Source organism: Flavisolibacter ginsengisoli DSM 18119, from assembly GCF_900129295.1.
GTDB lineage: Bacteria > Bacteroidota > Bacteroidia > Chitinophagales > Chitinophagaceae > Flavisolibacter > Flavisolibacter ginsengisoli.
In genome coordinates, this window is the sequence record NZ_FQUU01000007.1 from 55,731 (window position 1) to 69,658 (window position 13,928).

Genomic DNA, 13,928 nt, shown 5'->3' on the forward strand with positions numbered 1-13,928 from the left:
TGCATTTGCTTATGTAATTCCTTTGTCCTGTTCATCCTATAGCCAAACCCCTAAGGCTATGAGACTGCAATACATTCTACTTTCAGGATTGATCCTTTTTTCCTTTTTATATAGTACTCAACCAGTGTTATTAAAAGGTCGTGTTACAGACCATGCAGGCAAGGCTGTAACAAGCGCAACTATTAAAGTAAAAGGTAGTAAGACTGGAACAACAGCCGATAGTACCGGAAGATTTTCATTAAGTGTTACAAACATTCCGGTTACACTGCAGGTGACGGCAGTAGGCTATGAAAGCAAAGAGCTTACAATTACTGATAAAATGGCTGGAGATGAATTGAATATCAGCCTGAATCCCAGCAGGGAAGCTCTGGAAGAGGTGATGATCACAGGCTATGATGTATCAATGACGAAAAAAGAAGTTGCTTTTTCTGCACCAATAGCTGCACATGGACTGTCTGGTCGGGTAGCTGGTATTAGTGTTTCAAGAGGAAGAAGGGAAATAATGGTGGCAGATAAAGCAATGACCTCGGATAAGGTCATAAAACTTACCGATAGCGGAGATATTGAACCACATTCCAATTTATTGACTGCGGGTGAGTTGAGCGATTTTAAAAAATGGAAACTCTGGGGCGACTATTCAGAAAAAGAATTCAAAGAGTATGGCAAGCATTGGAAGCTATTCCCCAGGCAACGCTATTGTGTGCAGGTGCAGAATGGGTCAAGACAGGCCATAGCCGGAGAAAAAGTGTACCTGGTGAATGCAGATACAAAAGATACCGTATGGCAAAGTTTTACCGATAATACTGGCAAGGCAGAATTATGGGCCGCTATGCAGGTAGGGGAAGATCAACAGGGCAGGTACAGCATTCACTGCAACAACCAATTGCTTCCTTTGGCGCAGTTGTTCGATAAAGGCATCAACAGAATAACCATCAACCAATCTTGCCATGCATCCAACGATGTAGATATCGCCTTTGTCGTGGACGCCACTGGTAGTATGGGTGACGAGATCCGTTACCTGCAGGCCGAGTTGGCAGATATCATCAACCATGTGTCGGATAAGTATAAAGAAGTAAACCTGAGGCTTGGCTCAGTGTTCTACCGTGATCACGGAGATGAATACCTTACCCGTCCATTCGACTTTCAAACAGATCCGGCGGCCTTGCTTCAGTTCATCAAAAATCAGTCAGCCATGGGTGGAGGTGACACGCCGGAGGCTGTTGATGCAGCATTGACATCAGCACTTAATGACCTTCATTGGAAAGAAGGTGCCAGGTCAAAGATCCTGTTCCTGGTGTTGGACGCGCCTCCGCATGATGATGCCCGTGACCAGGTAGACAAGCAAATAGTACTGGCAGCACAACAGGGCATACGCATTGTTCCCATTGTCTGTAGCGGTATAGACAAATCAACAGAGTACCTGATGCGCAGCATGGCGCTGGCCACCAATGGCAGCTATGTGTTTTTAACTGACGATAGTGGCATTGGCAATAAACATATTAAACCAACAACAGATGAATTCAGGGTGGAACTGTTGAATGCCCTCGTGCAAAGATTGATTGGTGAAATGATCTACATGCCTGCATGCAATGGAAAAGACAGTAAAGAGCCAGCCAATGACCTGGTGAAAAATACAGGTAAGGTAGTAGTGTTTCCTAATCCTTCCACAGGAAGGATCAGCATTGAAGCACCGGAGCCAATTAAGGAGATCTATCTAACTGATTTTGCAGGCAAGATGTTGAAGCGCATGGAAGTTTCCAATAAACAAAGCAAATGGCAACTGGATCTAGGGAACCACCCTGCCGGAACCTATCTGGTAAAATATTATATAGAGGATAAGGGATGGGGAACGGAGAAGGTAGTGTTAGTAAGAAACTAAGAGCGTTTATGGTTTATGGCTTTTTGTTTCTGTTCGTTAGGTTATACTTAACTGTTATATGCAAGCTTTTTTTAGATCAACTCACCCAAGAAACTACAAACTACGAACTACAAACTACAAACTGTCGCGGCTCCCGACTCCAGACTCCAGACTCCCGACTTACTATATTTGCCTGATGGACTATTTTAAAAGGCTGCTCCATTTATTGAAGATAGAGAAGGAAGAGGATAAGGTTTCTTACCAGCAGTTAATAGAAAATCAATCGGTGAATGACCGTAGGGAGAATGGAATGACCTGGTATCCTGTAGCCATAAAAGATACTGAACTGGGTCATGGTGATTACCTGAGCGTGGAAGTGGAGCGGACCACACATACTGATATCATTCACCAGTTTCGGTTTGGGATGTCAGTGGCCCTGTTTTCCAATCATGATCCACGCCACGACCGCATTGAAGGCACTGTCACCTACATAAGCGGCAACCGAATGAAGTTCAGCCTGCGCACTGATGAATTGCCGGAATGGTCGCGCAATGGTAAGTTGGGATTGGATGTGGTTTTTGATGCCAACAGTTATTCCGAAATGGAGAATGCGCTGAAACAGGCACCATTAATTGCTGAAAAGCATGAAGAAGGTTTGTTGGTGCGCATTCTTACCGGCGAGAAAAAGCCTGGGTTCCATCCAAAGTTAGAGGCGCATGTACTACAACCTTATTTACAGCAATTAAACAGCACGCAACAACTGGCAGTGGAGAAGATCATTGCTGCGAATGAACTGGCTATTGTACACGGACCTCCCGGCACCGGGAAGACCACTACGCTGGTGCAGGCCATTAAATGCCTGGTGCAGCAGGAACATGAACAGGTGTTGGTGGTAGCACCCAGCAATGCAGCTGTTGACCTGCTCACCGAAAAGCTTTCAGATGAAGGCCTGAACGTAGTGCGTGTGGGCAATCCTGCAAGGGTATCAGAACGGCTCATGTCCATGACACTGGACAATAAAATAGCTTCCCACCCATCTGCCAAAGAGATCAGGCGATTAAAAAAGCAGGCATCGGAGTACAGGGATATGGCGCAAAAGTATAAGCGCAATTTTGGAAAAGAAGAACGTGAACAGCGCAAAGCATTGTTCAATGAGGCAAGGAACATCAATAAAGAAGTGGAACGCACGGAACAATACATCATTGATGATACGCTGGCTAAAGCGCAGGTGATCACCGCTACCCTTGTGGGTGCCAATCATTATACTGTCCGTAACAGGAAATACAAAACCGTGGTGATAGATGAGGCAGGACAGGCTTTGGAACCTGCCTGCTGGATACCGATCCTGAAAGCTAAAAAGCTGGTGATGGCAGGGGACCATTTTCAATTGCCTCCTACCATCAAGTCTGATGAGGCAGCAAAGGAAGGTCTGGCTAATACCCTATTGGAAAAAGCAGTCGCCCTGCATCCTGAAGCCCTGGTGTTGCTGGAAGAGCAATACAGAATGCATGAGACCATTATGGGCTTCTCTTCCAGGGAGTTTTATGAGGGAAGGTTGCAGGCGCACCCTTCGGTTGCCCGGCGGCTCCTTCTTGAAAATGATCAGCCCCTGATATTTATTGATACAGCAGGATGTGGCTTTGAGGAAAAATGGGAAGGGACCAGTATCAGCAATCCTGAAGAAGCAGGGTTTTTATTAAAGCAACTGCTGCAATTGATGGAAAACCTCCAACAGCAGAACCATTTGAGTAACCACCTTTCTATTGGGGTGATCTCGCCGTATAAGCACCAGGTGGAATTGTTGCGCCATACCGTCATGGAAGATTCGGAATGGGAGAACTACCGGGAGTACATAACCGTAAACACCATTGACAGCTTCCAGGGACAGGAAAGGGATGCCATTTTCATCAGTATGACAAGGAGCAATGCAGACAACAATATTGGCTTTCTTTCTGAGATCAGGAGGATGAATGTGGCCATGACAAGGGCACGTAAAAAGCTGGTTGTGGTAGGCGACAGTGCCACCTTATCACAGGCAACTTTTTATGCTGACTTTATTACCTATGCCCAACAAAATAATGCCTATATCAGTGCCTGGGAATTAATGGATTGGTAAGTAACAAAGTCCTGATGAATAGTATAAATGACTGCCCTGAAAGATATAGTAGCCTTATTAAAACTGTTTATGTGTTTGGCTTAATAATGTCAATAAGCAGCTATTTAATCTTTTTAATAGGGTTTATTCTCTTTCCCTGGAACAGTTTAGCTCCGGTCACCTTACCTGAAGCATCTTTTTCAAATACCAGTTCTGCATCTGCTTCTGCAATATAGAATGTATCCTCAGATTCCGGCTGCAATTCGGTTTTAGGCTGCCCGGTAGGTTCAGCCTGGAGTATACCGTTCACCAAACTTATCTTCAACATAAAATTGGGACCTATCTCATATTCGCCTTCATAGGCTTTAAGTTTTTCTACCGGCACCTGCACAAATTTGTGTTCTTTGGGCCATGCTACCGGCTGATTAAAAACGATGGCTGAAAGATTATTGGCGATATCCCCGGTGTGCTGGGAGCTGTTGTTACTCAAAACGATTACCACTACATCATCATCAGGGAAACGCCTGATCATAGAAGTATATCCAAAAATGCCTCCTCCATGCTGTGCCACCAGTTTTCCATATGCACTATCCATACCCCATCCCAGGGCATATTTTGACTGGAAGGGCGTGTATATCTTTTGCCATGAGGCTGGAGATAATAGTGCATGTTTTTGCAGTGACTGGTGCCATGCATACAGATCCTTTACACTTCCATATAAAGAGCCGGCTGAATAGGCAACAGTTGAATCAACTATGCCTGCTGGTTCAAACTTGTCATCCCTAATGAAATTATACCCAATGGTTCGGTCAGGAGAAGTATTGTGTGCGTAATCAAAACCTGCTGTTTTTAATCCCAGGGGTTCAAGTATCACCTGTCGCATGAGCTTTTCATAAGGAACCCCGCTGGCTTTTTCTATGATATAACCAAGCAGGGAATATCCAGAATTGCTGTAGCTGAATTGAGAACCCGGGGCAAATTCTAATGGCCTGTTATTAAATAGTGCAAATATCTTTTCCCTGCTTGCTGTCTTGACAGCCTCTGTTTTCATAAAATCACCATTATTGGTATAATTAAAGATCCCGGAGGTATGTGTAAGCAGGTTATAGATGGTCACACTATCTGCAAATGGTAATTCAGGGAAATATTTACTAAGCTTATCATTGATGTTCAGTTTTCTTTTCTCCTGCAAATACATGATTAGGGCTGAAGTAAATTGTTTGGTTATGGATCCATATTGAAACAGGCTGTTGGCATCAACCTTTGTTTTTTGCGCCACATTTTTATAACCGTAACCCTTCTCCAGTAATATCTTGCCCTTTTGGGCTACCAATACAGATCCATTAAAGCCTTTTTTTTGAGCGTAAACATTTACCAGTGAGTCCAGTGAAGGTGTGATAGACTGCGCAAGGCATGAAAAAGTATAGGAAACAAGTAGCGTGAGCATAAACAGGTGGCGACGCATAAACATATTTTTATAAATAGATAAGACGTAAGAAAATGAATGAGGTTACCTGAACCCTAATAAATATAAATATATTCCCGGGATTGAATCAGGCCATTATTTTTTGTTCCGGAGGAGATGCTGCAACATTTGAACTGATGTTATCAGGGAATAAGATAGTTATCGTCGATCCCTGGTCAATGCGGGAATTGGCCATTATCACACCTTTATGATTCTCAACGATCTTTTTACAGATAGCAAGCCCAATACCCGTGCCTGAGAATTTAGGACCCTGGTGAGCCTTTTTAAATACCTTAAATATGTTTTCTCTATGTTCCGGATCAAACCCAATTCCATTATCCTGGAAACTTATTTTCCAACAAGTACCATGTAGTCTATGAATACATTTGATTTTTTCGGCACTAATGCTGATGACTGGTTCTATATCCTGTCTGGAAAAACTAAGTGAATTGTGTAATAAATTGGTAAACAATTGTTCTATTTGATCAGGAATAGCAATGAGTTTTGGCAGCCTTGAATATTCTATCAGTGCGCCTTGTTTCTGAATATCCTCCTCCAGGTTTTTTAGCACTTTGGTTAAAATCGTATTGAGGTCTACCTCACTGAATTTTTCTTTTATATTCAAAGTAGAATATGCATAAACATCATTGAGCAAATTCTGCATGCGGACAATAGATTCATTGATCTTTTTAAAATATATCCTTGAAGTAGGTGAGAATTCCTCACCTTCTATTTCTTCTATCCTTTCATAAAATATACGGATCTTTCTTAGCGGTTCTTTAAGGTCATGGTTTACGATAAAATTGAAGGAGGAGAGCTCATCATTTCTTTTTTCCAATTCTTCATTTTGTTGAAAAAGTACCATGTTCTTATATTCCACTTCATATGTCCTTTCTTTCACTTTTTCTTCCAGGATCCCGGCAATGCTTTCCGACTTGTGTCTATGGTCACGTTCTTTTAGCATAGTAATGAATGAGGCAATCAGAATGATAAAGGAAAATAAGGATAAGAAGAAATTGATCTGCGATGCATTGGCTTCCTGTTTCTCCCAATTTTTAAATCGCTCTTTTAAAAGCCGGTCCTCGAGCTGCTGCATGTGAAGCACCTGGGCTGTTACTATATCCGAAAGGTATTTACCTCGGATAAGCAATTCATTGAGTTTCTGCTCCGGTATGGAAGGGAAGCTATTAAAGGCAAGATTTAGTTCATTAATTCTTGTGTGAGTAAGAAGGCGAATGCTCTTAAAATATTCCTCTTCTCCACCTTGACCAGATACAAGGGAATGCAGTTCTTGAATATATACAGGTATGGCAATGATTGATTTAAGATACTGCCTGGCGAAAGTGGTGTCCGAAGTAAGAAAATATCCTCTTGCATTTGATTCAGCATCCCTTATCCCGTTAAGCACCTGTTGTAATTTTATTTTAACCTCATAAGTATGAGTTACCCAATTAGATGAATTTTTCTGCACCTGGAATCTATTGGAAGAAAGAAGGCTCAATGCCAGCAATAAACTAGCCGTCACAAAAAAGCTTAACAGGGGCCAATTATATTTACGCTTTTTTTCTACCAGCATTGATGGTTCATTACGCAGCACAGGGAAAAGTTGCCTGCAAGATCAATATTGGTTGCGACCCCTCTGGTAACATTTAATTGCCTTTACTGCAGTTAATAAATAAATTCAAGCTTGATTCACATGTAAGGCGACCCTTCAAAAGGTAAGCAGATAGTATCAGATCAAATTTAGACATGCTGTATTACCAAACATATGATGGTAGTCAGTAAGTTGCTTTTATAAACATGCCCTTAAGCATATTTAAAGGGGCTGTGATCAAAATCATATGCCGGTTCTGAGAGAATAATTAATTTTGTTTATATGAACATATGGAAAAATATCATTAATAAACCCACCTAGGCCGCCTTCCTCTTGGTCAGTATTCCACTTTATTTTTTCATTTAATTTTCTACATGAGAACCATTATTGAACCGTTCCGGATCAAATCCGTTGAACCTATTTATTTCACGTCCCGGGAAGAAAGGGAACGCATTTTAGAAAAAGCTTTTTATAATCCTTTCCTGATAAGATCAAAAGATGTGCTGATTGACCTGCTAACAGACAGCGGCACCAGTGCGATGAGCAGCAACCAGTGGGCAGGCATAATGCAGGGAGATGAGTCCTATGCAGGAAGTCCAAGCTTCTACCGGTTTGAAAAAACAATAAGGGAACTAACGGGCATGCCAATAGTTATTCCAACTCACCAGGGAAGGGCAGCAGAAAAGATCCTTTTCAGCGTAATGGGCGGAGCTGAAAAATATATTGTTAGCAACACCTTGTTTGATACTACAAGAGCAAATATTGAATGCTCCGGGGCTACCGGCATAGACCTGCTTTGTGAAGAGGGGAAATATCCTTCGATACCTGCTCCATTCAAGGGTAATATGGACGTTGAAGCATTAGAGTCATTTATTGATGAAAAAGGTGCCAGTGTCATTTCATTATGTATGCTCACCATTACCAATAATTCTGGGGGAGGACAACCTGTAAGTATGCAAAATATCAGGGAAGTAAAAGCTATTTGCGAAAAAAATGGGATACCCCTATTTATTGATGCTTGTCGGTTTGCGGAGAATGCTTACTTTATTAAGAGCAGGGAAAAAGGATATGAGAATAGAAGCATTGAAAGTATTGCCACAGAAATGTTCTCTTTCGCAGATGGTTGCACAATGAGTGCTAAAAAGGATGCCTTTGCCAATATTGGCGGCTTCATTGCCATGTATGATGAATCATTAGCGCTTAAATGCAGGAACCTTCTGATCATAACTGAAGGTTTTCCCACTTATGGTGGCCTGGCAGGACGTGACCTTGAGGCCATTGCTATAGGCCTTGAAGAGGTGATGGACGAGAATTACCTCGCCTACCGCATACGCAGTATAGAATACCTCACAAACAAACTGGTGGAGGCAGGTGTGCCTGTTATGCAACCAGCAGGTGGCCATGCAGTTTACCTGGATGCCAAGGCTTTTCTCCCCCAAATTCCAGTAGACCAATATCCCGGCCAGGTGCTTGCCTGTGCTCTTTATTTGGAAGGGGGTATCCGAAGCGTGGAAATTGGATCGTTGATGTTTGGTAAATATGACAATTGCGGAGCACTGGTGCCAGCGGCTATGGAATTAGTACGGTTGGCTATTCCACGTAGAGTGTATACCCAAAGTCATATTGATTATGTGGCTGAAGTGATACTGGAAGTATTTAAAAAAAGAAAGGAGTTAAAAGGATTACGTATTGTTGAAGAAGCCCTGGTATTAAGGCATTTCACCGCAAAATTTGAATGGGCGTCAGAAAGCTTTTGCTTTGCCTGACTTTATTTGGAGTAGAAGTTGGTTTAACTCCATAAAAAAAGGCGCAACCTTAGGTTGCGCCTTTTACAATATTTATAGAAGATCAATGACGACCATCTTTTTTATCCATGTCATGACCAATCACAGCGCCTGCGCCTGCACCTACTACTCCACCAATTACAGCGCCGGCAGCCCGGTTCTGCTTATTGATAACGGCACCTGCACCTGCACCAACCACACCGCCAATTACCGCACCTTTAGCTGTTTTACTCCAGCCTTTTTTTGCCGGGGCTGCAGTACCTGTAGATCCAGAAGAACTTGTTCCGGATGAAGCAGTTCCTGAATTAGTGCTACCAGAAGTGGTTCTATGTGTTGATTCTTTAGCTGAAGAGACAGCAGCACTGTGGCTGTTCTCCGTTGCCTGACTCTTATTCGCATCTAACTCATGCTCTGCTTTCCAGGCCTGGTAGGCTGCTAAACCGGTAGTGTCATTAACAAACTTAAGAGAATCTGAAAGACTGTAAGTAGTTCCTGCTGGGGTTTTGGGGCCGTTGTTACAAGCTATCAAAAAAGTGAAGGCACTCAAAAAAATTAAACTGCGTTTCATGGGTTTTCCTTTAGGGTTATTTTAATATTCAACTAAGATACAGGAATTAAAAAGAGCAGGCCAAAGTATTAATCCCTGACTATGCTTAGTATATATACCATGTCTTTTACATATGCATACATATATTATAAGCGATTATTTATTTAATGAAAGTGAAGGTTCTCTTTTGCTAATTACTTTTGCCTATCAATGATAAAGATCAATGACAGAAAAAGAAATAATCATAGCACAAACCAAAAAATGGATTGTGGATGTTGTGGTGGGTTGCAATTTTTGCCCTTTTGCTGCACCTGTAGTTAAAGCCGGTACCATACATTATGAGGTAATTGAAAATGCAAATGCACAAACTACCCTCGAAGCATTGATGAATGCTTTCGCATTTTTGGATGCTAATGAAGATATAGAAACAATGTTCCTTATTTTGCCTCATCGCTTTAGTTCTTTTGATGAGTACCTGGGATTAGTGGAATTATCAGACTCTTTGTTGGCAGACCAGGGAAAAGAGGGCATATACCAGGTTGCATCATTTCACCCCGCATATATATTTGATGGTTCAACGGAAGAAGATCCCTCTAATTATACCAACCGCTCCCCATACCCGATGCTGCATTTATTACGTGAAGAGAGTGTGAGCCGTGCCATTGATTCTTTTCCAGGCACTGAAAAAATACCCCAGCGTAATATCAAATTCGCAAGACAAAAAGGTATTATCTATATGCGCAGCCTATGGGAATCAACTTTCAAAGCATAGAATAAAAAAGCCCGGAGTAAACTCCGGGCTGGTATTTAAAATAAAGTATTGATCATTTTACCAACCAGGCAAGCTTTACAGCTTCCGGTTCTTTCATTCTTTCGGCAATACGCTTATATCTGTCTGCCAGGGTGGACAGATAATCCTGCGCACGGGCAGCATAGTCACTAAGGCCAGTGAGTGATTCCACCTTCCAGAGGTCGGTTAGATGCTTGATGATAGAGGCATAATCGAATGTAGTATAAATGCCTAATTTCTGTGTAATGGCAGAAAACCTTGTAAACAGGTTATCTGTTGTTGCATTATCCATTAATATGGCAGGCATAACGATCTGCTTTTTCATCATTTTCTCAAAAGCAAGCAATGCTCCATCCGGATCAATTTCAAAGATGTGTGACATGAAAGATTTATATGCCTTTTCATGCCTGCCTTCATCGCCAGCGATCGTTTTGCAAATCCTGGATAGAACGATGTCACCGCTTTTATCTGCCAGCTTGCCGGTATTTACATGCGAGATACGTGTAGCTCTTTCCTGGAAAGATGTGTAGATCATGGCCTGGTAGGGGTCACCTTCGGTTTGTGGATCAAATCCATTTCCTATAAGATTATGTATTGTGATCTCCACCTGTTTCATATCCGCACGACCCGAAAGATAGAGGTATTTATTCAGCAGGTCCCCATGGCGGTTTTCCTCTGCTGTCCATGACCTGGACCAGCGCACCCAACCTTGATCACTGGCAATATTACCTTCTTCATTAATACCTTTTACCAGGTTAAAAAAAGTTTGATAGGTAGGAAGCGCTTCTTCAGTGATCATATTGCCCACTAATGAGGTAATTACCTCCGGAGGTAACCCAGCTGCACGCTGCTGTAATGAAGCCACCTGCTCCAGTGCACCATCAGTACTCATATCAGGTAAAAAATCTGAAGGTTGCCAACATGTTTGTGGATCAACTAAAATTGTGTCAACAGCATTTGCAGCAATATCCTGCATACCACTGATCACTTCCATATTTTTTTCCAACTCATTCCTTGTGGGCGTATAATGTAACATAATGTTTTTAAGTTGTTTCTACTGTTTGCTGTTAAAGCGGTTTAAGAACAAGAATAATGCCCGCCCATACCGCTAAATCAATTTGCATTTCCTTTTCTTCCCATCTAAACTTAGTGAACAACCTCAGGTAAAGGTTTCGCTGCGAGACAAAAGATTAAGGCTCGCAAAGGTATTTTAGTTCAAGCTAATGTTTTCCCATTTTTAGCATTTTTATGCAAAAAAAACGCTGTAATTAGCAAGCCGGAATAACAGATCCATTTACTTCGGTTCATGCATAAGCCTTTTCAATACTTTGTTTTGAATAAACCAGTTGGTATGGAATCCCAATTTGTAAGTCCATTCCCTGGGGATCTTCTAGGTTGTCTGTCCTACACATTTCCTGAAGGAACTCATGCTATTGGCCGACTTGATAAAAACTCAGAAGGCTTATTATTGTTAACAACCAATAAAAAGATAACATCTCTTTTATTTCAAAGTAATGTTCCTCATAAGCGCACTTACCTGGTTCAGGTAAAACACAAAATGGGCCAGGAAAGCCTACAAACCTTGATTACAGGACTAGATATCAGGATTAAAGGAGGTGAGAATTACCGCACACCACCCTGTGAGGCTAAAATTGTAAAATATGAGGAATTGAAATTCCATGCTCATGGCAGGCATAAGGCCAGCCTTATTACAACCTGGTTAACAATCACTCTAACAGAAGGTAAGTTTCACCAGGTGCGAAAAATGGTCTTGGCTGCCGGACATAGGTGCATGAGACTTATAAGGATATCTATTGAAGATATGGAGCTTGGTGATCTTAGACCTGGAGAAATACGAATTGTGGAACAAGAGCAATTTTTCAGGCAATTAAATTTAGACACTTCGTCCTTAATTTCTCCCAGTTCTCCCCAATAAGAAAAAACTCCCTGCCTTTTTTAAATTACAATCAAAGAACATTTGAATCAATGGTACTGGTGTAATAATTGAAATTGGTACTGGTGATGAAAAAAATCACCATCATCATTTTATTCATAGGACTGATTGTATTATCAGCCTATATGTACCTGCGCCATTCAGTTGCCACCCCCGGATTTAAACCTGCTGCGGCAAAAACACCTGCTGCAACACCTAAGAAAGCGGAAAGCGTTGCTGACCTGAGGCCTCTTTTTATTTCTAAATTGCAACAATTAGTTAAAGCAGGCACGGGAGGACTTTACAATTTGTCCATCCATGAAGTGGAACCTGATGTGCTTAATGCTTCTATAACAATTAATCATGCAGAATTAATACCTGACTCTGCTGTTTTACTTCAATTAAAGAAATCTGGCCAACTGCCTGCACAAGTATTCCGTGTTATACTAGGCAAGTTAAAAATTGATGGCCTGGGTTTGCAGGATTTTCTTAATTCTAAAAACCTTGATTTGAAATCCATAAAGATCAGTGCACCTTCTATAGATATTTACCCTGGATCAACATCAGAAGCAGGGCAAAAACCACCCACTTTGTACCAGGGATTGAAAGAAAAGCTGGAACACCTTGGTATTGATCATATCATAGTAGATGGAGGTAAACTGGTCATTCATAAACCTAATGGAAGCATCGCTTCCAGTCTGGAGGGTATCCAGGTGCGGTTAGGTGATATTTTAATGGATTCAACAACACAATACGATAAGAAACGCTTCCTTTTTGCAAAGACCGCTGAACTATCCATGAAGAATTACAGGACATCCACCAAAGATGGAATGTATGATATGGCCATAGATGAAATATCAGTACACCCCACGCAATCTACCCTGGCGGCCAGCCATATATCATTTAAGCCCCGATTGGGTAAAAAAGAATTTGCTAAAAAGCAGGGGGTCATGAAAGAACGATACGATTTGTCTATACCTGCCCTGCGCATGCAAGGAATCGATTGGTGGAACCTGGTCAACAAGGAAAAAATATTTGCTGAAGAAGCGGAGATCAGCCAGGCCAGGTTCGCCATTTACTTTGACAGGTCATTGCCCCCGGGAAAGCCTAAGTTAAATTCCTTTCCTTCACAGTTGATCATGAAATTGCCGATACTTGTTCATATTGCAGTATTAAAATGCAAAAACCTTGATCTTCAATATGAAGAATACAATCCATTTTCAGAAAAAACAGGCATTGTACATATCAGTCACCTGGACGGAGAGGTGCGCAACCTCACCAACCTGCCCTCCGCTATTCAAAAAAATAAACAAACTACAGTTAAGGCTAGTGGAATCATATTAGGCAAGGTACCAGCATCCCTTACCCTGCATTTTGATATGGCACGCTATAAAACCGGAGCATTCACTGCAGATATCAATGTTAAAGGTTTTGATGGCAATGTAATCACGCCTGTTTCAGAACCTTTGGGTATGTTCCGGTTAAAGAGTTGTACGGTGCAATCAATTAAGGCACAGGAACAAGGAGACGAGGTTAGCGCTACGGGGAAAACATTGATATTGTATAAGGATCTGAAGATCATTCCGCTGGAAAAAGGCAAAGGAGATGATAGCAGCTTAAACAAAAAACATGTCACTGGTTTCCTGGCCAATGCTTTCGTAATAAAAAACGATAATCCATCTGGTAATGAAGCTGTACGTAATCCTGTCACCTCCTTCAACCGTGACCCGCATGCCAGTTTTTTTAACCTTATCTGGAAAACCGTGCTTACAGGTATATTAAAAACCACAGGTGCGCCGGAAAAACTGGCAAAGCCAAAATATTACAAGACAGAATAAGGCAATATTCATTGATGCTTTATC

The 13,928-nt window shown here is 41.8% G+C and carries 10 protein-coding genes; 6 read left to right on the forward strand and 4 right to left on the reverse strand.

Annotation, left to right across the window (positions count from 1 at the left end; genetic code table 11):
• Nucleotides 1–58 precede the first annotated feature (58 nt).
• Nucleotides 59–1,879 carry a carboxypeptidase-like regulatory domain-containing protein gene (locus BUA53_RS09630; RefSeq protein WP_072835169.1) on the forward strand — a complete coding sequence of 607 codons (1,821 nt, stop codon included), beginning with the start codon at nucleotides 59–61 and terminating at the stop codon, nucleotides 1,877–1,879.
• 175 nt (nucleotides 1,880–2,054) lie between these two features.
• Nucleotides 2,055–3,974, forward strand: coding sequence for an AAA domain-containing protein (locus tag BUA53_RS09635; protein WP_072835170.1), 1,920 nt, complete (start codon nucleotides 2,055–2,057; stop codon nucleotides 3,972–3,974).
• 100 nt (nucleotides 3,975–4,074) lie between these two features.
• Here BUA53_RS09635 and BUA53_RS09640 read toward each other — a convergent pair whose 3' ends face one another.
• Both BUA53_RS09640 and BUA53_RS09645 read right to left on the reverse strand, forming a co-directional pair.
• Nucleotides 4,075–5,418 carry a serine hydrolase gene (locus tag BUA53_RS09640; RefSeq protein WP_072835171.1) on the reverse strand — a complete coding sequence of 448 codons (1,344 nt, stop codon included), beginning with the start codon at nucleotides 5,416–5,418 and terminating at the stop codon, nucleotides 4,075–4,077.
• Between the two features lie 88 nt (nucleotides 5,419–5,506).
• Nucleotides 5,507–7,015 carry a sensor histidine kinase gene (locus tag BUA53_RS09645; protein ID WP_139256399.1) on the reverse strand — a complete coding sequence of 503 codons (1,509 nt, stop codon included), beginning with the start codon at nucleotides 7,013–7,015 and terminating at the stop codon, nucleotides 5,507–5,509.
• Between the two features lie 371 nt (nucleotides 7,016–7,386).
• Between BUA53_RS09645 and BUA53_RS09650 the strand changes: the two genes are divergently transcribed.
• Nucleotides 7,387–8,778, forward strand: a complete 1,392-nt coding sequence (locus BUA53_RS09650) for a tryptophanase (protein ID WP_072835173.1) — start codon at nucleotides 7,387–7,389, stop codon at nucleotides 8,776–8,778.
• 82 nt (nucleotides 8,779–8,860) lie between these two features.
• Here the strand turns inward: BUA53_RS09650 and BUA53_RS09655 are convergent, their stop codons facing one another.
• The gene (locus tag BUA53_RS09655; protein WP_072835174.1) at nucleotides 8,861–9,364 is read right to left on the reverse strand and encodes a YMGG-like glycine zipper-containing protein; all 504 of its coding nucleotides are present in this window, start codon (nucleotides 9,362–9,364) and stop codon (nucleotides 8,861–8,863) included.
• Nucleotides 9,365–9,566: 202 nt separating this feature from the next.
• On the opposite strand from BUA53_RS09655, the gene BUA53_RS09660 reads away from it, so the two are divergent.
• On the forward strand, nucleotides 9,567–10,115 hold the full coding sequence (locus tag BUA53_RS09660; protein ID WP_072835175.1) for a DUF1415 domain-containing protein: 549 nt from the start codon (nucleotides 9,567–9,569) through the stop codon (nucleotides 10,113–10,115).
• Nucleotides 10,116–10,167: 52 nt separating this feature from the next.
• On the opposite strand, the gene BUA53_RS09665 is transcribed toward BUA53_RS09660, so the two are convergent.
• On the reverse strand, nucleotides 10,168–11,169 hold the full coding sequence (locus BUA53_RS09665) for an acyl-ACP desaturase (RefSeq protein WP_072835176.1): 1,002 nt from the start codon (nucleotides 11,167–11,169) through the stop codon (nucleotides 10,168–10,170).
• Between the two features lie 270 nt (nucleotides 11,170–11,439).
• On the opposite strand from BUA53_RS09665, the gene BUA53_RS09670 reads away from it, so the two are divergent.
• A complete protein-coding gene (locus BUA53_RS09670; RefSeq protein WP_072835177.1) occupies nucleotides 11,440–12,069 on the forward strand; it encodes a pseudouridine synthase in 630 nt (209 codons plus the stop codon).
• Nucleotides 12,070–12,155: 86 nt separating this feature from the next.
• Complete coding sequence (locus BUA53_RS09675) at nucleotides 12,156–13,904, forward strand: hypothetical protein (protein WP_139256400.1); 1,749 nt, start codon at nucleotides 12,156–12,158, stop codon at nucleotides 13,902–13,904.
• Nucleotides 13,905–13,928: the final 24 nt, after the last annotated feature.

What these genes read in the sequence shown, in the direction of transcription:
- BUA53_RS09630 (WP_072835169.1), top strand. Translation starts at nt 59, where the DNA reads ATGAGACTGCAATACATTCTACTTTCAGGATTGATCCTTTTTTCCTTT.
- BUA53_RS09635 (WP_072835170.1), top strand. Translation starts at nt 2,055, where the DNA reads ATGGACTATTTTAAAAGGCTGCTCCATTTATTGAAGATAGAGAAGGAA.
- BUA53_RS09640 (WP_072835171.1), bottom strand. Translation starts at nt 5,418, where the DNA reads ATGCGTCGCCACCTGTTTATGCTCACGCTACTTGTTTCCTATACTTTT.
- BUA53_RS09650 (WP_072835173.1), top strand. Translation starts at nt 7,387, where the DNA reads ATGAGAACCATTATTGAACCGTTCCGGATCAAATCCGTTGAACCTATT.
- BUA53_RS09655 (WP_072835174.1), bottom strand. Translation starts at nt 9,364, where the DNA reads ATGAAACGCAGTTTAATTTTTTTGAGTGCCTTCACTTTTTTGATAGCT.
- BUA53_RS09660 (WP_072835175.1), top strand. Translation starts at nt 9,567, where the DNA reads ATGACAGAAAAAGAAATAATCATAGCACAAACCAAAAAATGGATTGTG.
- BUA53_RS09665 (WP_072835176.1), bottom strand. Translation starts at nt 11,169, where the DNA reads ATGTTACATTATACGCCCACAAGGAATGAGTTGGAAAAAAATATGGAA.
- BUA53_RS09670 (WP_072835177.1), top strand. Translation starts at nt 11,440, where the DNA reads ATGCATAAGCCTTTTCAATACTTTGTTTTGAATAAACCAGTTGGTATG.
- BUA53_RS09675 (WP_139256400.1), top strand. Translation starts at nt 12,156, where the DNA reads ATGAAAAAAATCACCATCATCATTTTATTCATAGGACTGATTGTATTA.